Source organism: Streptomyces sp. CA-111067 (assembly GCF_050956065.1).
Lineage (GTDB): Bacteria > Actinomycetota > Actinomycetes > Streptomycetales > Streptomycetaceae > Actinacidiphila.
In genome coordinates this window covers 1,794,232-1,811,848 of sequence record NZ_CP192103.1, presented here as the reverse complement: position 1 = coordinate 1,811,848, position 17,617 = coordinate 1,794,232, and the positions used below count along the sequence as shown (strand labels likewise).

Annotated in this window: 18 protein-coding genes; 13 read left to right on the top strand and 5 right to left on the bottom strand. The window is 73.2% G+C overall.

The features are described from left to right. Positions 1 to 506: 506 nt before the first annotated feature. The 4 genes from ACQPW6_RS07920 (at position 507) to ACQPW6_RS07905 (ending at position 4,876) form a co-directional block, all read left to right on the top strand. Positions 507 to 1,403, top strand: a complete 897-nt coding sequence (locus ACQPW6_RS07920) for a TraR/DksA family transcriptional regulator (RefSeq protein WP_433888828.1) — start codon at positions 507 to 509, stop codon at positions 1,401 to 1,403. Positions 1,404 to 1,490: 87 nt separating this feature from the next. Further along, positions 1,491 to 2,204, top strand: coding sequence for a signal peptidase II (gene lspA / locus ACQPW6_RS07915; protein ID WP_433888827.1), 714 nt, complete (start codon positions 1,491 to 1,493; stop codon positions 2,202 to 2,204). A 30-nt stretch (positions 2,205 to 2,234) separates the two neighbouring features. After that, positions 2,235 to 3,176, top strand: a complete 942-nt coding sequence (locus ACQPW6_RS07910) for an RluA family pseudouridine synthase (RefSeq protein ID WP_433888826.1) — start codon at positions 2,235 to 2,237, stop codon at positions 3,174 to 3,176. Positions 3,177 to 3,283: 107 nt separating this feature from the next. Continuing rightward, positions 3,284 to 4,876 (top strand): Na+/H+ antiporter, encoded by a 1,593-nt coding sequence (locus ACQPW6_RS07905; RefSeq protein ID WP_433888825.1) that lies wholly within the window; start codon positions 3,284 to 3,286, stop codon positions 4,874 to 4,876. 21 nt (positions 4,877 to 4,897) lie between these two features. Here the strand turns inward: ACQPW6_RS07905 and ACQPW6_RS07900 are convergent, their stop codons facing one another. The 4 genes from ACQPW6_RS07900 to ACQPW6_RS07885 all read right to left on the bottom strand — a co-directional run bounded on the left by ACQPW6_RS07900 (position 4,898) and on the right by ACQPW6_RS07885 (position 8,062). Then, on the bottom strand, positions 4,898 to 6,004 hold the full coding sequence (locus ACQPW6_RS07900) for a mechanosensitive ion channel family protein (protein ID WP_433888824.1): 1,107 nt from the start codon (positions 6,002 to 6,004) through the stop codon (positions 4,898 to 4,900). Between the two features lie 170 nt (positions 6,005 to 6,174). After that, positions 6,175 to 6,960: a thioredoxin domain-containing protein gene (locus ACQPW6_RS07895; RefSeq protein WP_433888823.1), complete on the bottom strand. Its 786-nt coding sequence runs from the start codon at positions 6,958 to 6,960 to the stop codon at positions 6,175 to 6,177. A 54-nt stretch (positions 6,961 to 7,014) separates the two neighbouring features. Further along, the gene (locus tag ACQPW6_RS07890; RefSeq protein WP_433888822.1) at positions 7,015 to 7,644 is read right to left on the bottom strand and encodes a hypothetical protein; all 630 of its coding nucleotides are present in this window, start codon (positions 7,642 to 7,644) and stop codon (positions 7,015 to 7,017) included. Positions 7,645 to 7,888: 244 nt separating this feature from the next. After that, positions 7,889 to 8,062 (bottom strand): hypothetical protein, encoded by a 174-nt coding sequence (locus ACQPW6_RS07885; RefSeq protein ID WP_433888821.1) that lies wholly within the window; start codon positions 8,060 to 8,062, stop codon positions 7,889 to 7,891. Positions 8,063 to 8,276: 214 nt separating this feature from the next. Here ACQPW6_RS07885 and ACQPW6_RS07880 point away from each other — a divergent pair, with 214 nt between their 5' ends. The 4 genes from ACQPW6_RS07880 to ACQPW6_RS07865 all read left to right on the top strand — a co-directional run bounded on the left by ACQPW6_RS07880 (position 8,277) and on the right by ACQPW6_RS07865 (position 12,497). Next, positions 8,277 to 9,512 (top strand): NYN domain-containing protein, encoded by a 1,236-nt coding sequence (locus ACQPW6_RS07880; RefSeq protein WP_433888820.1) that lies wholly within the window; start codon positions 8,277 to 8,279, stop codon positions 9,510 to 9,512. A gap of 321 nt (positions 9,513 to 9,833) precedes the next feature. Then, on the top strand, positions 9,834 to 10,853 hold the full coding sequence (locus ACQPW6_RS07875; RefSeq protein ID WP_433894460.1) for an ABC transporter ATP-binding protein: 1,020 nt from the start codon (positions 9,834 to 9,836) through the stop codon (positions 10,851 to 10,853). A 64-nt stretch (positions 10,854 to 10,917) separates the two neighbouring features. Further along, positions 10,918 to 11,754, top strand: a complete 837-nt coding sequence (locus ACQPW6_RS07870) for an ABC transporter permease (protein WP_433888819.1) — start codon at positions 10,918 to 10,920, stop codon at positions 11,752 to 11,754. Next, positions 11,751 to 12,497: a hypothetical protein gene (locus ACQPW6_RS07865; RefSeq protein WP_433888818.1), complete on the top strand. Its 747-nt coding sequence runs from the start codon at positions 11,751 to 11,753 to the stop codon at positions 12,495 to 12,497. The genes ACQPW6_RS07870 and ACQPW6_RS07865 overlap by 4 nt, the downstream gene beginning before the upstream one ends. Positions 12,498 to 12,799: 302 nt before the next feature. Here ACQPW6_RS07865 and ACQPW6_RS07860 read toward each other — a convergent pair whose 3' ends face one another. Continuing rightward, positions 12,800 to 13,531, bottom strand: a complete 732-nt coding sequence (locus tag ACQPW6_RS07860; RefSeq protein WP_433894459.1) for an LON peptidase substrate-binding domain-containing protein — start codon at positions 13,529 to 13,531, stop codon at positions 12,800 to 12,802. A 157-nt stretch (positions 13,532 to 13,688) separates the two neighbouring features. Here ACQPW6_RS07860 and hisD point away from each other — a divergent pair, with 157 nt between their 5' ends. Genes hisD through hisH form a run of 5 tightly spaced genes read left to right on the top strand, consistent with a single transcriptional unit; the run spans position 13,689 to position 17,558 of the window. Next, positions 13,689 to 15,008, top strand: coding sequence for a histidinol dehydrogenase (gene hisD / locus ACQPW6_RS07855; RefSeq protein WP_433888817.1), 1,320 nt, complete (start codon positions 13,689 to 13,691; stop codon positions 15,006 to 15,008). After that, the gene (locus ACQPW6_RS07850; RefSeq protein WP_433888816.1) at positions 15,005 to 16,168 is read left to right on the top strand and encodes a histidinol-phosphate transaminase; all 1,164 of its coding nucleotides are present in this window, start codon (positions 15,005 to 15,007) and stop codon (positions 16,166 to 16,168) included. Before hisD ends, ACQPW6_RS07850 begins: the two co-directional genes overlap by 4 nt. After that, positions 16,165 to 16,758 (top strand): imidazoleglycerol-phosphate dehydratase HisB, encoded by a 594-nt coding sequence (hisB, locus tag ACQPW6_RS07845; RefSeq protein ID WP_433888815.1) that lies wholly within the window; start codon positions 16,165 to 16,167, stop codon positions 16,756 to 16,758. Before ACQPW6_RS07850 ends, hisB begins: the two co-directional genes overlap by 4 nt. Next, positions 16,755 to 16,907 carry a hypothetical protein gene (locus ACQPW6_RS07840; RefSeq protein ID WP_433888814.1) on the top strand — a complete coding sequence of 51 codons (153 nt, stop codon included), beginning with the start codon at positions 16,755 to 16,757 and terminating at the stop codon, positions 16,905 to 16,907. Before hisB ends, ACQPW6_RS07840 begins: the two co-directional genes overlap by 4 nt. 15 nt (positions 16,908 to 16,922) lie before the next feature. Beyond that, entirely contained in the window at positions 16,923 to 17,558 is a 636-nt protein-coding gene (hisH, locus tag ACQPW6_RS07835; RefSeq protein ID WP_433888813.1) for an imidazole glycerol phosphate synthase subunit HisH, read from the top strand. Positions 17,559 to 17,617 lie beyond the last annotated feature (59 nt).

Genomic DNA, 17,617 nt, shown 5'->3' with positions numbered 1-17,617 from the left:
CATTGGGGCAGCGACGCCGGTTCTACTAGCCCGCGGCCGGCTGGGCCCGCGGGTTTTCCTCCGGCGGCTCCGGGCTGATCTTCGCACCGCGCACACCCCCGGGCTCCCACCGTCCCCGGGTCGCTGCTGGCTGCGTGCGGCGCTACTCGTCCCATCCACGCCTTTCGCTGCGGCCAGTGTACGGGGGCGGGGACGGCCCCGGAGAACGCTTTTCCGCCGCGGGCGCCGGTGCCTCCGACGGGAACGGCCGCCGCCGCACGGGTGCGGGGCTGACCCGAATGGGCCCGCTCCGCGCGCCCGGACGCCCGCCCTCCCGGATCGTTACCGCAAGGTGCCGGAATACCTGGCGGTGAGCTGGGCACAACCGATGCAGACCTGTCTGGTCCCGCCGCCCCGGTGGAAGGACCGGCGCAGGCCGCGTGCCCCGTTGCCGCGGGTCCGGAGCCGATTTACCGTTTCCGGCACGATTCGCGGACGAAGCTCACGAATGTGAAGGGGTCGCGGCCATGGTCGTGAAGAAGCCGGCTGCCGCCGGGCGGTCGCCGAACAGCCAGGCGCCCGGCGAAGGCGCGTCCACGACAGGTGGCGGGAAGAGGACCCAGGCGCCGGCGCCGGACGGGTCCGGGAGGAGGACGGTCGCCGCCCAGGCGGCCAGGAGGACCACGGTCACCCAGCGGCTGGCCGACGCACCCGCCGACGAGACGGTCAGGAGCCCGGCCGAGAAGACGACCGCGAAGAAGACGGCCGCGAAGAAGGCGACCACCAAGAAGGCCGCCGCGAAGAAGGCGGCAGCCAAGAAGAGCACGGCGAAGAAGAGCACGGCGAAGAGGGCCGCCGACAAGGCGGCCCCCGCCAAGAAGACGACGGGCAGGGCCGGACCGGCGAAGAGCGCCGGGACGGGTGCGAAGAAGACAGGAGCCGGCAAGGTGGCAGCCAAGAAGAGCGCGGTCGGTACGGCCGCGGGTACGGCGTCGGGATCCGCGGTGCCCGCGGCGCGGACCGCGGCGGAGCCCGGCGTGCTCGCCGTGCTCCCGGGTGAGGACCCGTGGACGGCGGAGGAGGTCGCGGAGGCCCGCACCGAGCTGCTCGGCGAGGTGGAGCGGATGCGGACCGAGATCGCCTCGTCCGAGGCCGCGGTGGCCGGCCTGATGCGCGACGGCGGCGACGCCACCGGCGACGAGGCGGACACCGGCTCGAAGAACATCACCCGCGAGTCCGAGCTCGCGCTCGCCGCCAACACCCGCGAGACGCTGGTGCAGGCCGAGCACGCGCTGCACCGGCTCGACGAGGGCACTTACGGCCTGTGCGAGGTCTGCGGCAACCCGATCGGCAAGGCCAGGATGCAGGCGTTCCCGCGGGCCACCCTGTGCCTGGACGACAAGCAGCGGCAGGAGCGCCGCTGAGCTGATCCCCGCGCGGGTGTGCCGTACCCTCGTCATCAGTCAGGATTCGGCCTGACGGGCACGGAGCACAAAGGCTGAGGGACTCACGTGACGGAAGCGGAGCGCACCATCACCACGCCGGAGGAGACACCGGACGCGGACGCCGGCCCCGGCGAGACCGGGGCGACCGGCGTCACCGCGGCCACCGGCGACACCGCGGTCACCGGCGAATCCGCGGCGGCCGGCGACTCCGCGCAGGAGGCGCCCCGGCGCGGCCGCCGCGTGCCGGTGCTGATAGGCGTGGCGGTGCTGGCGTACCTGCTGGACCTGGGGTCCAAGATCTGGGTGGTGCACAGCCTGGAGCACCACGACTCGGTGCACCTGATCGGCCACTACCTGCAGCTCGACGTGATCAGGAACGCCGGCGCGGCCTTCAGCATCGGCCAGGGCATGACGATCGTGTTCACGGTGATCGCGGTCGGCGTGATCGTGGTGATCGCCCGGCTGTCCCGCAAGCTCTACAGCGTGCCGTGGGCGATCGCGCTCGGCCTGCTGCTCGGCGGCGCCTTCGGCAACCTCACCGACCGGGTCTTCCGGTCGCCCGGCAGCTTCAAGGGCCGGGTGGTGGACTTCATCGACCCGGCGCATTTCGCCGTCTTCAACCTCGCCGACTCCGCGATCACCTGCGGCGGCGTGCTGATCGTGCTGCTCTCCTTCCTCGGCGTGGAGCCGGACGGCACCAGGAACCGGGAAGCGAGCCGGGAGGCACCGGAGCCCGGGGCGCAGGCCGCCAAGGAGCGGGACGGGGAAGCGCGGGACTGAGGCCGCCGCCCGGTCCGGCATACTCGACAGGTGAGTACGCTTCCCGAAGTTCGTTCGCTGCCCGTGCCCGACGGCCTGGAGGGCGAGCGCGTCGACGCCGCCATCGCTCGTATGTTCGGCTTCTCGCGCACCAAGGCCGCGGAACTGGCCGCCGCGGGCAAGGTCTGCATCGACGGCTCGGCCGCCGGCAAGTCCGAGCGGGTGCACGGCGGGGCGTGGCTCGAGGTCGAGATGCCCGCGGCGCCCGCGCCGGTCCAGCTCGTCGCCGAGCCGGTCGAGGGCATGGAGATCGTGTACGACGACGAGGACATCGTCGTCATCGCCAAGCCCGTCGGGGTCGCGGCCCACCCCAGCCCCGGCTGGACCGGCACCACCGTGATCGGCGGCCTGGCCGCGGCCGGCTACCGGATCTCCACCTCGGGCGCCGCCGAGCGGCAGGGCATCGTGCACCGGCTCGACGTCGGCACCTCGGGGCTGATGGTGGTCGCCAAGTCCGAGCGCGCGTACACCAAGCTGAAGGCGCAGTTCAAGGAGCGGGTGGTGGACAAGCGCTACCACGCCATGGTGCAGGGCCACCCCGACCCGCTCAGCGGCACCATCGACGCGCCGATCGGCCGGCACCCCACCCACGACTACAAGTGGGCCGTGACCGCCGAGGGCAAGCCGTCCGTGACGCACTACGACCTGGTCGAGGCGTTCCGCTCGGCGAGCCTGCTGGACATCAAGCTGGAGACCGGCCGCACCCACCAGATCCGGGTGCACATGGCCGCCCACCGGCACCCCTGCGTCGGCGACCTCACCTACGGCGCCGACCCGACCATGGCCAAGCGGCTCGGCCTGACCCGGCAGTGGCTGCACGCGGTGCGGCTGGGCTTCGAGCACCCGGCGGACGGCGAGTGGGTGCAGTTCGAGAGCGGCTACCCGGCCGACCTCCAGCACGCACTGGACGTGATCAGGTCCGACAGCGAGTGACCGCCCGAGCCGCGGCCGGCCGCGAGGCCACCGCCGGCTGACAGGTTTCTCGCCGCTGACCGGCGCTGACGGGCCGCTCGGCACGGCCGCCATGGCAGGCTGACGCAGTGGACCAGCTCGCCCTCTTCTTCTCGCTCATGCTCGCCGCGATCGTGATGGTGCCGCTCGGCGACCGGCTGAAGCTGCCGTCCCCGGTACTGATGACCCTGGTCGGCGCGGTGCTCGCGGCCGTTCCGCAGGTGCCCAACGTGCGGATCGACCCCGACCTGATCCTGCCGCTGGTGCTGCCGCCGCTGCTCTACGCCTCCGTACAGCGCACCTCCTGGCGGCAGTTCGCCGCCAACCGGCGGGCGATCTTCCTGCTCGCGGTGGCGCTGGTCTTCGTCACCATGGCCGCGGTCGCCGCGGTGGCCGGCGCGGTGGTGCCCGGCATCACCGCGGCCTCCGCCTTCACGCTGGGCGCGCTGGTGGCGCCGCCCGACCCGGTGGCGGCGACCGCGGTGGCCGGCAGCCTCGGCCTGCCCCGGCGGATGATCTCCACCCTGGAGGGCGAGGGGCTGTTCAACGACGTCACGGCCATCGTGCTCTACCACGTGGCCATCGCCGCCGCGGTCTCCGGCGAGTTCTCGCTGCCGCACGCGGCCCTGGAGCTCGTCCTGTCCGCGGTGGTCGCCGTCGCGGTCGGCTTCGCGCTCGGCTGGGCCGCCAACAAGCTGATGGGCACGGTCGGCGACCCCACGTTGCAGATCGGCCTGTCGCTGCTGGTGCCGTTCGCCTCCTACGCGCTGGCCGAGGAGTTCCACGGCTCGGGGGTGCTCGCGGTGCTCACCACGGCGCTGTTCCTGGCCGAGTACGCCTTCGAGGCCGACGACGTGACCGCCCGGCTGGCCGGCAACACCTTCTGGGAGATCGTGGACACCCTGGTCACCGGCATCGCGTTCGGGCTGATCGGCCTGGAGATGCACAACGTGTTCAGCGTCGGCGCGGGCAACTGGGGGCCGATGGTGCGGCACGCGGCCCTGGTGACCGCGGTGGTGGTCGGGGTGCGGCTGCTCTACCTGCTGCCCGCCGCCTGGATCGCCCGCCGGATGCACCGGACCCGGGACCTGGACGAGGACATCCCGATGACCTGGCGGGAGACCGTCATCATGTGGTGGGCCGGGATGCGCGGGGTGGCGTCCATCGCCCTGGTGCTGGCGATCCCGCTGACCACCGACAGCGGCGACGGCTTCCCGGCCCGCGCCGAACTGCTCTTCATCGCCTTCACCGTGGTGCTCACCACGCTGGTGCTGCAAGGGCTGACGCTGCCCTGGCTGGTGCGGCGGCTCGGCGTGCGCAGCGACATCGACGCCGAGCACGACCTGGAGAAGATGCTCGCGCTGCGCGCCATGACCGCCGCCAAGCAGCGGCTGCGGGACATCGAGGCGGCCGAGCCGCTCCCCGACGAGCTGTCGGAGCAGCTGCACCGCAGGGCGTTCGACCTCGGCGCCCGGATCTGCCCCGACATCGTGGACGACGAGCGGCGGGAGAGCCACAGCCGGCGGGTGATGCGGCTGAAGTCGGTGCGCCGGATCCAGGAGGAGATGATGTCGGCGGCCCGGCACGAGGTGCTGGCCGCCCGCAGCGAGCCCGGCTACGACCCCGAGGTGGTGGACCGGGTGCTGCGGCACCTGGACCTGCGCTCGGTGCGCGGAGTCTGACCCGGTTCCCCGGCGGAGGGCTCAGCGGGCACCCGGTCCCGGCCCCAGGTCCTTGGAGTCCGGCATCGGCGCCGCCTCCCGCAGCCGTTCCTCGTCCTGGCCGGGCGCCGGCGCGGTGGCGATCCGCGGCAGCGCGTACGGGTGCTCGCAGCGCAGCCAGTCGATCAGCTGCTCGCGCACGATGCAGCGCAGCGTGAAGATGTCGTCGGCGTCCTTGGCGGTGGCCAGCGCCCTGACCTGGATGGCGCTCGGTGTGGTGTCGATCACCACCAGGCCCCAGGCCCGGCGGTCCCACTCGGCGGCCTGCTCCAGGATCTCCAGCATCCGCTTGCGCATCAGGTCGATCGGCGCCGAGTGGTCCAGGTAGAAGAAGACCGTGCCGGTCATCCGCGGGTCGCCGCGCGACCAGTTCTCGAACGGCTTGCTGGTGAAGTACGACACCGGCATCGTGATCCGCCGCTCGTCCCAGGTGCGGACGCTGAGGAAGGTCAGGGTGATCTCCTCCACCACCCCCCACTCGCCGTCCACCACCACGGTGTCGCCGATCCGCACCATGTCGCCGAAGGCGATCTGAAGGCCCGCGAAGAGGTTGCCGAGGGTGGCCTGCGCGGCCACACCGGCCACGATGCCGATGATGCCGGCCGAGGCCAGCACCGAGGCGCCGACGGTACGCATCGCGGGGAAGGTGAACAGCATCGAGGCCACCGCGATCACCCCGACGATCGCGCTGAACACCCGCTGGATCAGCGTGACCTGGGTCCGCAGCCGGCGGATCTTGCCGATGTCGCGGGAGACCGCCGTGTAGCGGGCGTACGAGGAGTCGGTGATCGCCGCCGCCGACCGGACCACCAGCCAGCCCGACGCGGCGATCAGCACCAGCACCAGGAACTGGCCGACGGCGTCCTCGTGCCGGTCGGAGAAGTGCGCGGTGCGGTAGCCGCCGCGCAGGATCGCGGTGCACAGCACCACTTGCAGCGGGATGCCGCAGCGCCGCAGCAGGTGCCACAGCGGGGTCTCCGGGTGCCGGGCGTCCACCCGCCGCAGTGAGCGGTCGAGGGCGTAACCCGCGGCCAGCGAGATCCCCACGGCTATGCACAGCACCAGGACCGGGCGCAGCGCGCTGTCCATCCGAGCCTCCGTCCTCCGTCAGGTTCAACGACAGGGCGCGAGGGCCCGTCGGGTTTGCACGAACCATGGTCGCGTACCCGACGACGTGGGAGGCCAGACTGTGACGATCGTCCTTTTCCGCTCCGGGCCCGGGACTCGTGCCCGGCCCGGAGCGGATGAGGACGGCGGCGCTACTTGATGAGCTTCGCCTCGATCTGCGCCATGATCCCGGTGGTGTCCTTGAAGGCGACACCGTTGAGCTTGGCGGTGGGCGTCGAGGTGATCTTCGCCGCGTCGAACGCGTCGGAGGAGTTCATCGCCCACTTGTCGTAGGTGCCGGCGTTGACGGCCTTGTTGAAGGCCGCGTTGTTCTTCAGCGCCGGGACGCCCTGCGCCAGCTTGATCATGTTGGCGTCCTTGGCGAACACGTCCGGGCCGTCCTCGGCCGGGTGGTGCGCCGTGGAGTAGAGCAGCGTGTGGTACTGCTCGAACGCGTCGAGGCTGACGTTGACGGCGGCGCCGACCGCCGCGAGCGCGTTCTTGGAACCGGTGCCGCCCAGGTTGCCGTCGAGGAACGTGCCGAAGTGGTACGTGATCTTGTACTTGCCGTCCTTGGCGCCCTTCAGGACGTCCGCCCCCTCGGTCTGCTCGAACTGCGCGCAGGCCGGGCAGCGCAGGTCCTCGTACAGGTCCAGGTTGTTCTTGTTGTTCTTGTCGCCCACGACGATCGTGGTGCCGTCGCTGTTGGCCGGCTGCACCAGCGTCTTGCCCTTGGCGGCGTCCCACTCGCTGGAGCTGGACTTGTTCATCTGGCTGACGGCCACGGCGACACCGCCGGCCACCACGATCAGGGCCACGACGCCGCCGCCGACCAGCAGTTGGCGGCGGACCTTGGCGCGCTTGGCCTCCTTCTCGCGCTGCTCGCGCAGCCGTATGCGGGCGGCTTCCTTGCTTGCCTTGCTGTTCCTGTTGCTCATGGGGGATCTCCGTGAGTACGCGTGATGAGTGGTGGGGACGTGCCGGTCCTGCGGTCAGAGGGCGACCGGGACGGGCGGACCACGGCGTACGACGGAGTGCAGCAGCGGGCGCAGCGAGGGCGGGCCGGGCTCGCGGCGGGCCGCGCGGCGCGGCCGGGGCGCCGGCACGGGGAGCGCGCCGCGGGCGGCGGCGAACGCGATCAGCAGCGGCCGGAAGGCGGCGACGGCCACCGCGAGCAGCACCCGCTGCACGGTCGCCTCACCGCGCCGCAGCCACCACGCGGCGATCATGCCGACGGTGACATGGGCGGCGAGCAGCAGCCACGGGCTGACCCCGAGGCCGTGCGCGGTGTCGACCGGGGTGCGCTGGGCCAGCGAGCCGCCGGCCTCGCCGCCGTTGCAGACGATCGCGTGGTGCAGCGACCGCCAGGAGCCGGAGACCGGGCCGCCGGAGGGGCCGTAACAGGTGCGCTGGCCCGCGTTGAAGAGGGTGTCGGCGGCCAGTTCGAGCGGGGTCAGGACGGCGGCGATGGTGCCGAAGCTGCGGGCCCGGCCGCCCAGTGCGAAGGCGACGCAGAAGACGGTGCCGATCACGCCGGCCAGTACCGGCAGCGGCAGCGGGGCACCGGACACCAGGATGTGGGTGGTCGCGGACATGGTGACGCACAGCGCGGTGAACACCACTGCCCGCACTGTCCGCACACCGGTTCCGGCCCGTTCCGCCCGTTCCATAGGGCACACAGTCTGGCATGGGGGACCGGCCCGTTGTCTCAGAGGTGCATGAGAATTTCGGCCCCCTGACCGCGGGGAATCACGGCTCGCGGCGGGCGGGCGTCACCGGTGCGAACGGCCGCCGTCGCCGCGGAGAACGCGGGGCCGCCCCTGGGAAAGGGGAGACCCCGCGCCGGTGATCCGCAGGGACCGCGGGTCAGTTGTGGCCGAACCGCTGCTTCTGCTTGTTGCGCGCGATGTCCTGCGGGGACGGCGACGCCGCCTCGTCGGACATCGGGGCGGAGGCGCCGTCCTGGCGGCGGGCCTGGTCGGCCCGCTGCTGGTCCTGGCGCTCCTGCTGCTGGCGGTTCTGGTTCTTGTTCTTAGCCACGATCGTCTCTCCTAGTGAGGGGATGTCGGCCGATGGGGGCCGGGTTCAGAGTTGCACGGCGGTACGAACCGCGCATTTCGGGCAGTTGGCGGGACCCGGTGGGTACAAAACCCCTACCGCCACGCCGAAGATCGCGTTCCGGGGTCATAACCCCTGCGTATTCGGGCAGACTCGGGGGATATCCGTGCCGGGGGGCGACCGGAAGAGGTGCAACATGGACCGCTGCGTCGTCCTGGTGGACGCCGGATACCTACTCGGGGCAGCGGCCAGCCTTCTGGCGGGTGAACCCTCCCGGTCCCGGATTCTTGTCGATCATGCCGCCGTCGTCTCTGGCCTGCGCGAACGTGCCGAGCTGGAGACCGGCCAGCCACTGCTGCGGATCTACTGGTTCGACGGCGCACCCGACCGGGTTCCGCAACCGGAGCACCGGCGGCTGCGGGTCATGCCCCGGGTGACGGTACGGCTGGGCGCGCTCACCCGGACGGACGGCCGCTGGGCGCAGAAGGGCGTGGACGCGGCCATGCACGCCGAGCTGTCCGAGCTGGCCCGCAACCGGGCCTGCTCCGACATCGTGCTGGTCACCGGCGACGGCGACCTGCTGCCCGGGATGATGTCGGCCAAGGAGCACGGCGTGGCCGTCCACCTGTGGGCCGTGCAGGCCGCCGACGGCGACTACAACCAGTCGGAGGACCTGGTCGCCGAGGCCGACGAGCGGCGGGTGCTCGACCGGCAGTGGATCACCGCCGCGATCAGGGCCCGCGACTTCGGGGTGAACTGCGCGCCGAGCGGTCCCCGTACCGAGATCCGCCCGGAGATCGCCGCGATCCTGTCCGCGCCGCTGCCCGAGTCCGACGCGGGCGCCCCGCAGGAGACCTCCCGCCCGGCCAAGAACGGTGCCGCCCCCGAGCGGGAGCCGGAGCCCGAGGAGCCGGCCGCGCCCGGCGGCAAGGGCGCCCGGCCCACCCCGAAGGACCTGGCCGACCTCGGCCGGATCCACGCCGCCGCGCCGAGCCACCCCGCGCACCCGGCGCCCAGCGCCACCCTGCGCTGGTCCTCCGACAAGGGCTGGACCGACCGCCCCGGCTCCGACCTGCCGGACACCAGCGGCCTGCCGACACTCGCCCAGCTCACCAGCGCCGAGCAGCGCTGGGCCGACCGCGAGGCGGACATCACCGCGGTCAGCGGCGACCCGTACGAGGTCGGCCAGGTCTTCGCCCGCCGCTGGATCGCCCGCCTGCCCGACACCGGCCAGCTCCAGCAGCTCTCCACCCACTACCCCCGGGTGCCGCACCGCATCGACGGCGAACTGCTGCGCTACGCCGCCAGGTTCGGCCTGCTGGCCCACAAGGACGACCAGATCGACGAGCACGACAGGTACGCGATCAGGGCCGGCTTCTGGCGCGAGGTCGACGCCCGCACGGTCTCCGAACACGCCCCGGCGGGCGATTAGCCCTGCGGGCGGCCCCGGCATCACCAGGGGCGCGGGGAACTGCGCGACAAGCCGAGACGGTGGCGCGCCCTACCACCGGTCCCAGAGGGGCAGTTGCTGTAGTTCCCCGGCCACCGGCCGGTGCGTGGCTGAGCGCGCAGTTCCCCGCGCCCCTGGGGAAGCGGGGCGATCCCGGGCCCGGAGGGGTGACCGGGGGTGCCGGCCGCGCGGGTGGCCGCCGTGATCCCGGCCACATCAGCCGGGCCCCGATCAACGGGAGCCGGCCCGCGGCGCGTAGGCTCGATCCTCGTGAGTACGGGCACGGACGAGACAGCGCCCCCGATGGTGGCCACAGGCCGCGACGCGGTGTGCACCGTGCGCGGTCTGGTCAGGACGTACCCGGCCGGGTCCGGCGGCGGCCGCCGCGGGCCGCGGCGGCGCAAGGGTGAGCCGCCCGCGCCACCGGTCCGGGCCAACGACGGCATCGACCTCGACGTCGGGCGCGGCGAGCTGTTCGGCATCCTCGGGCCCAACGGGGCCGGCAAGACCACCCTGGTCAGGCAGCTCACCGGCCTGCTGCGGCCGGACTCCGGCAGCATCGACCTGCTCGGCCACGACCTCGTACGGCACCCCGACCGGGCCGCCCGGCTGGTCGGCTACCTCGGCCAGGAGTCCACCGCGCTGGACGAGCTGACGGTGGCGCTGGCCGCCGAGACCACCGGACGGCTGCGCGGCATGACCGCCGCCGCGGCCCGCGCCGCCCGGGACGCCGTACTGGACGAACTCGAACTGGGACCGCTGGCCGGCCGCCCGGTCAGCCGGCTGTCCGGCGGCCAGCGCAGGCTGGCCTGCTTCGCCGCCACGCTGGTCGGCGAGCGCCCGGTGCTGGTGCTGGACGAGCCCACCACCGGCATGGACCCGGTCGCCCGCCGCGCCGTCTGGGCCGCGGTCGACCGCCGCAGGTCCGAGCACGGCGCCACCGTGCTGCTCGTCACCCACAACGTGATCGAGGCGGAGAACGTCCTGGACCGGGTCGCGGTGCTCGACCGCGGCCGGGTGATCGCCTGCGACAGCCCGGCCGGGCTGCGCTCGCTGGTCGCCGACGAGGTGCGGCTCGACCTCGTCTGGCGGGACGAGCCGCCGGCGCACCTGCCGGCCATCGCCGCGCTGCGCCCGCTGGCCGACGTGCACGGCCGGCGCTGGACGCTGCGGCTGACCCAGGAGCGGGCCCGCGCGGCCGTCGCCGAGGTCACCGGCGGCCCGGCGTTCGCCGCCCTTGACGACTTCACGCTGGCCACCCCCAGCCTGGAGGACGTGTACCTGGCGCTCGGCGGCCGCGGCGAGGGACTGGTGAAGGCATGACGTCCTTCGCCGGGCGCCCCCGCGCCGCGGCCCGCCGCCGGGAAACCCACCGTGGAGGCAGTCGATGACCGTCATCGCGCAGGCCGGCCCCGGCCGCGCCGCGCGCCTCGCCGACCAGACCACCGCCGCCGGCGCGGCGCCGCTCGCGCCCCGTGCCCGGCTGTGGCCGGCCTTCGCGGCCGTCTACCGGGCGCAGCTGTCCAGGGCCCGGGTGGCGCGGATACCGCTGCTGTTCGTGGCGACCTTCCAGTCCGTCGGCATCATGGTCATGATGCGCGGGGTGGTGCACTCAGGTGACGGCGAGGCGGCCCGCGCGGTCGTCGCCGGGTCCAGCGTCCTGGTGGTCGCCTTCGTGGCGCTCAACCTGCTCGCCCAGTACTTCGGCCGGCTGCGCGCCTCCGGCGGCCTCGACCACTACGCGACGCTGCCGGTGCCGCCGGCCGCCGTGGTGCTCGGCGCGGCCGGCGCCTACGCGTCCTTCACCGTGCCCGGCACCCTGGTCACCGCGGTCACCGGCTGCGTGCTGTTCCACCTGCCGCTGACCAACCTGTGGGTGCTCGCGGTGGTCATCCCGCTGGCCGGGGCCGCCCTGTCCGGGCTCGGCGCCGCCCTCGGGCTGCTCGCCGCCCGCCAGGAGATCGCCACCCTGCTGGGGCAGCTCGGCATGTCGGCCGCGCTGCTGCTCGGCGTGCTGCCCGCCTCCCACATGCCCGCGCCGATCGGCTGGGTCAGGGACCTGCTGCCCTCCACGTACGGCGTGGAGGCGTTCGCCCGCACCTTCAGCGGCACCGCGGACACCGACTGGGCCGCGGTGGCCGGCGACCTGTCGGTCTGCGCCGCGGTCGGCGTGGTCTCGCTGGCCGTGGCGACCTGGGCCTACCGCAGGGCGGCCTGCCGGTGACCACAGCCGAGGACGACGAGGCCAGGCCGGCCGAGCGGGACCGGCCGCGATGGGCGGCCGGTGAGCGGACCTGGCACGATGGGCAGGTGACCGCACCTCTGCCTCCTCCCCAAGGCCAGCCCCCGCAGTATCCGCAGTTCCCCGACTGGGACACCGTGCCGGAGAAGCCGGGGGACAGGCGGGCCGCGGTGCTCGCCGACGTCCGCCGCGGCCTGCTGGTGACGGTTCTGGTCACGGTGCTCGGCGTGGCGCTCGGACTGCTGTGGGTGTGGCTGTCGCCGCGGATCCCGATGGTGTCCGACGGCAAGGCGATCTACCTCAAGGACACCGAGGGCGAGGAGGCGATCGGCGGCGACGGCACGTACGTCTTCATCGCACTCGGGCTCGGCATCCTGGCCGCCGTCGGGGTCTTCCTGCGCTGGCGGCGCGGCGGCATCGGCGTGGTGCTCGGGCTGGCCGCGGGCGGCATGCTCGCGTCGGTGGTGGGCTGGCGGATCGGCGTCTGGCTCGGCCCGACGAGCGACATCATCGCGCACGCGAAGGCGGTCGGGCCGAAGGTCGTGTTCGACGGCCCGCTCGAACTGCGGGCGAAGAGCGCGCTGGTCGCCTTCTCGGTGGCGGCGATGCTCACGCACCTCGTGCTGACCTCGGGATTCGGCGAGCGGGACGAACCGCCGCCGGTGGAGTGGCAGGCACCCCCGCCGCCTCCTCCGCCGCAGGTGGAGCAGCAGCAACAGCAGTAGCGCCCGGCGGTCAGCCCCCGGGGCCGCGGGCGATCCTCACGGCCGTCAGGGCGGCCAGCGCTTCCCTGGCTGCCCCGGTCCCCCCGGGCGGCGCGGGGCTCTATCTGATGTGCCCCGGCATCACCAGGGGCGCGGGGAACTGCGCGACCAGCCACAGATGGCCGGGGGTCCGGCGACTACCGCAAGTGGCTGGGCGGTCGGCCCGTCTGCGGGCGCGCTGTGGCTGGTGGCGCAGTTCCCCGCGCCCCTTACGGGGCGCAACCTCGCCGGGGCGCAATCTCGTCGGGGTGCGGGCCGCAGGCTCAGTTCGCGCAGATCGGCTGGTGGGTCAGCTCGAACGCCGGGACCGACGGCAGCTTCTCGATGATCGCGGTCTCCCGTCGCAGCAGCCGCACCTCGGTGGCCAGCCGGGCCGCGGAGTCGGGGGATTCGAGCAGCAGCTGCTTGACCGGGGTGTCGGCGACCATCGCGGCGGCGACGAGGTACGACAGCACGGTCGGATCGTCGGGCAGCTCCTGCCCGGCGGTCAGGGTGCGCTCCCGGGAGCCGGCCAGACGCTTCTGGTACGCGCTGAAGGCCCGCGAGACGTCGCCGGCGAGCGTGTTGGCGGCGGCCCCCGTCACCTCGGGGACCTCCTCGACCTCGCCGGTCAGGTAGGGGCCGTCCGCGCTCACCGACAGCAGCTTGAACCGGACGGTGCCGGTGGCGACCAGGTCGTAGCCGCCGCCCTCGCCCTCGTCGCGGGCCGCGATGCCGGCGGCGTCGGCGACGCAGCCGTAGCCGAACAGGGCGGACATCGGATCGTCCCCGAACCCGGCGGCGGCGCCTGTGTCCCGGCCGTCCTGCCCGGTGGGCGCGACATCCCGGCCGTTCTTGATGGCGACCACCCCGAACCGCCGGGATCCGTCCTCCGGCAGCGCCAGCAGATCGCCCACGAGCGCGCGGTAGCGCTCCTCGAAGACGTGGAGCGGGAGCACGAGGCCGGGGAACAGTGCCGTGTTGAGCGGGAACAGCGGAAGTCGTTCGGTCACAATGGCCCAGCGTACGGCCCCCGGCCCCCCGCCTCACCCCCTTCCGCAGGTGTCCCCGGCCGGGCGCGGGGGAGCCGGGTGCGGGGAACCCCCGGGAGGGGCGTATCAGAGGGTGGGACCGTGCGGCCTCGGGGGTGTGGGGGTCTCTACACTTGGGAGCGTGATCTCCCGAATCGATCTGCGCGGTGCCGCCTTCCCCGAAGGCGGGATCGACCGCGACCTCCTGCCCCGTGCCGAGTTCGACGTCGAGGCCGCCCTCGCGGCCGTCCGGCCGATCTGTGAGGACGTGCGCCATCGCGGCACCGCGGCGGTGATCGAGTACGGCGAGCGGTTCGACGGGGTGAGGCTCGACAGGCTGCGGGTTCCGGAAGCCGCGCTCACCGAGGCGCTGGAGGGGCTCGACCCGGCGATCAGGGCCGCCCTGGAGGAGTCCATCGACCGGGCCCGGCTCGTGCACCGGGCGCAGCGCCGTACCGATGTCACCACCCAGGTCGTGCCCGGCGGCACCGTCACCGAGCGCTGGGTGCCGGTGGAGCGCGTCGGGCTGTACGTGCCCGGCGGCCTGGCCGCCTACGCCTCCTCCGTCGTGATGAACGTCGTGCCCGCCCAAGAGGCCGGCGTCGAGGGCGTCGCCGTCTCCTCGCCCCCGCAGAAGGAGTTCGCCGGCGCGCCGAACCCCACCGTGCTGGCCGCCTGCGCCCTGCTCGGCGTCACCGAGGTCTACGCGGCCGGCGGCGCCCAGGCCATCGCCATGTTCGCGTACGGCACCGACGAGTGCCGCCCCGTCAACCTGGTGACCGGTCCCGGCAACATCTACGTGGCCGCCGCCAAGCGCCTCCTCAAGGGCCGGATCGGCATCGACGCCGAGGCGGGCCCCACCGAGATCGCGGTCCTCGCCGACGACTCCGCCGACCCCGGCTACGTCGCCGCCGACCTGATCAGCCAGGCCGAGCACGACCCGCTGGCCGCCGCCGTCCTGGTCACCACCTCCGCCGAGCTGGCCGACGCCGTGGACAAGGAGCTCGACGTCCAGGTCGCCGCCGCCCGGCACCGCGAGCGGATCGCCACCGCGCTGGCCGGCCGGCAGTCGGCCACCGTCCTGGTGGACACCGTCGACCAGGGCCTGGCCGTGGTGGACTCCTACGCCGCCGAGCACCTGGAGATCCAGACCAGGGACGCCGCGGCCGTCGCCGCCCGGGTGCGCAACGCGGGCGCGGTCTTCGTCGGCCCGCACGCCCCCGTCTCGCTCGGCGACTACTGCGCCGGCTCCAACCACGTCCTGCCCACCGGCGGCTGCGCCTGCCACTCCTCGGGCCTGTCCGTGCAGTCCTTCCTGCGCGGCATCCACGTGGTGGACTACACCCGCGAAGCCCTCGCCGAGGTCGCCCACCACGTGGTGACCCTCGCCGAGGCCGAGGACCTGCCCGCGCACGGCTCCGCGGTCACCTCCCGGTTCGATGGGCAGGTGCCGCCGCGGTGACCGGGATCGACGACCTGCCCATCCGCGACGAGCTGCGCGGCCAGTCCCCGTACGGCGCGCCGCAGCTCGACGTACCGGTGCGGCTGAACACCAACGAGAACCCGTACCCGCTGCCCGAGGCGCTGGTCGCCCGGATCGCCGAGCGGGTCACCGAGGCCGCCAGGGAGCTGAACCGCTACCCCGACCGGGAGGCCGTGGAGCTGCGCACCGCGCTGGCCGGCTATCTGAGCCGTACCGCCGGGCACCGGGTCGGAACCGAGCAGGTGTGGGCGGCCAACGGCTCCAACGAGGTCATCCAGCAGCTGCTGCAGACCTTCGGCGGCCCGGGCCGCAGCGCCCTCGGCTTCGAGCCGTCGTACTCGATGCACGCGCTGATCTCCCGCGGCACCGGCACCCGCTGGCTGTCCGGCCCGCGCAAGGCCGACTTCACCATCGACGTGTCCGCGGCCCGCGCGGAGATCGCCGAGCGCCGCCCGCACGTGGTGTTCATCTGCTCGCCGAACAACCCGACCGGTACCGCGGTGGCCGCCGATACCGTGATCGCGCTGTACGAGGCCGCGCAGGCGGCCGGCCCGACGATGGTGGTGGTGGACGAGGCGTACGGCGAGTTCTCGCACCAGCCGTCGCTGCTGCCGCTGATCGAGGGCCGCCCGCACATGGTGCTGACCCGGACCATGTCCAAGGCGTTCGGCGCCGCCGGGCTGCGGCTCGGCTACCTGGCCGCCGACCCGGCGGTGGTGGACGCCGTCCAGCTGGTCCGGCTGCCGTACCACCTGTCCTCGGTCACCCAGGCGACCGCGCTGGCCGCCCTCGAACACACCGACACCCTGCTCGGCTACGTCGAGCAGCTCAAGGCCGAGCGCGACCGGCTGGTCGGCGAGCTGCGGGCGATCGGCTACCGGGTGACCGCGTCGGACGCGAACTTCGTGCAGTTCGGACGGTTCGCCGACAGCCACCTCGCCTGGCAGGCGATCCTCGACCGCGGCGTGCTGATCCGCGACAACGGCGTGCCCGGCTGGCTGCGGGTCACCGCGGGCACCCCGGCGGAGAACGACGCCTTCCTGGACGCGGCCAAGCACGTCCACAAGGACCACGGCGTCCACCCGGAACACAGCACGGAACACAGCACGGAACAGAGCACTACGGAGGAGTCCGCATGACCCGCGTCGGCCGCGTGGAGCGCACCACCAAGGAGACGTCCACCGTCGTCGAGATCGACCTCGACGGCACCGGGCAGGTCTCGGTCTCCACCGGTGTCGGCTTCTACGACCACATGCTCGACCAGCTCGGCAGGCACGGCCTGTTCGACCTGTCGGTGAAGACCGAGGGCGACCTGCACATCGACACCCACCACACCATCGAGGACACCGCCCTCGCGCTCGGCGGCGCCTTCAAGCAGGCGCTCGGCGACAAGGTGGGCATCTACCGGTTCGGCAACTGCACGGTGCCGCTGGACGAGTCGCTCGCGCAGGTGACCGTCGACCTGTCCGGCCGCCCCTACCTGGTGCACACCGAGCCGGAGACCATGGCTCCGATGATCGGCTCGTACGACACCACGATGACCCGGCACATCCTGGAGTCGTTCGTGGCGCAGGCACAGATCGCGCTGCATGTGCACGTGCCGTACGGGCGCAACGCGCACCACATCGTGGAGTGCCAGTTCAAGGCGCTGGCCAGGGCGCTGCGTTACGCGAGCGAGCGCGACCCGCGCGCCGCGGGAATCCTGCCGTCCACGAAAGGCGCGCTGTGAACACCTACTCGACCCTCTTCATCCTCATGGGGCTGTTCCTGCTCGGCGGAGTGATCTCCTTCTGGAAGCAGAAGCAGTCCAAGAGCATCATCGCGGTGCTGGCCGTCGGCTCGGTGATGGCGCTGGCCGCCGGCCTGCTCCAGCTCTAGGGCGAGGGAGCCGTCATGAGCAAGAGTGTGGTCGTCCTGGACTACGGCTTCGGCAACGTCAGGTCGGCGGAGCGGGCGCTGGCCAGGGCCGGCGCCGAGGTGGAGATCACCGCCGACTACGACCGGGCGATGGCCGCCGACGGGCTGCTGGTCCCCGGTGTCGGCGCGTTCGCCGCCTGCATGGCCGGGCTGCGGTCGGTCCGCGGCGACTGGATCACCGGACGCCGGCTGGCCGGCGGCCGGCCGGTGCTCGGCATCTGCGTCGGCATGCAGATCCTGTTCGCCCGCGGCATCGAGCACGGCGTGGAGAGCGACGGCCTGGACGAGTGGCCGGGCACCGTGGAGCCGCTGCGCGCCCCGGTCGTCCCGCACATGGGCTGGAACACGGTGAAGGCCGCGGCGGGATCGCAGGCGTTCGCCGGCCTCGACGAGGACAGCCGGTTCTACTTCGTGCACTCCTACGCCGTCCGGCAGTGGGAGCTGGAGGTGCGGCACCCGGCCATCGCCGCCCCCAGGGTCACCTGGTCCACGCACGGCGAGCCGTTCGTCGCCGCGGTGGAGAACGGCCCGCTGTGGGCCACCCAGTTCCACCCGGAGAAGTCCGGCGACGCGGGCGCCCAGGTGCTCACCAACTGGCTCGGCACCCTCTAGCGCCCCCGCAAGCACAGCCCATTTCAGCCCGTCTCCCCCTGACCGCCCTAGACACAGGA

Coding starts and splice junctions, on each gene's coding strand:
- ACQPW6_RS07875 (WP_433894460.1), top strand. CDS start 9,834: ATGGTGGCCACAGGCCGCGACGCGGTGTGCACCGTGCGCGGTCTGGTC.
- ACQPW6_RS07895 (WP_433888823.1), bottom strand. CDS start 6,960: ATGAGCAACAGGAACAGCAAGGCAAGCAAGGAAGCCGCCCGCATACGG.
- hisH (WP_433888813.1), top strand. CDS start 16,923: ATGAGCAAGAGTGTGGTCGTCCTGGACTACGGCTTCGGCAACGTCAGG.
- hisB (WP_433888815.1), top strand. CDS start 16,165: ATGACCCGCGTCGGCCGCGTGGAGCGCACCACCAAGGAGACGTCCACC.
- ACQPW6_RS07870 (WP_433888819.1), top strand. CDS start 10,918: ATGACCGTCATCGCGCAGGCCGGCCCCGGCCGCGCCGCGCGCCTCGCC.
- ACQPW6_RS07900 (WP_433888824.1), bottom strand. CDS start 6,004: ATGGACAGCGCGCTGCGCCCGGTCCTGGTGCTGTGCATAGCCGTGGGG.
- ACQPW6_RS07920 (WP_433888828.1), top strand. CDS start 507: ATGGTCGTGAAGAAGCCGGCTGCCGCCGGGCGGTCGCCGAACAGCCAG.
- ACQPW6_RS07880 (WP_433888820.1), top strand. CDS start 8,277: ATGGACCGCTGCGTCGTCCTGGTGGACGCCGGATACCTACTCGGGGCA.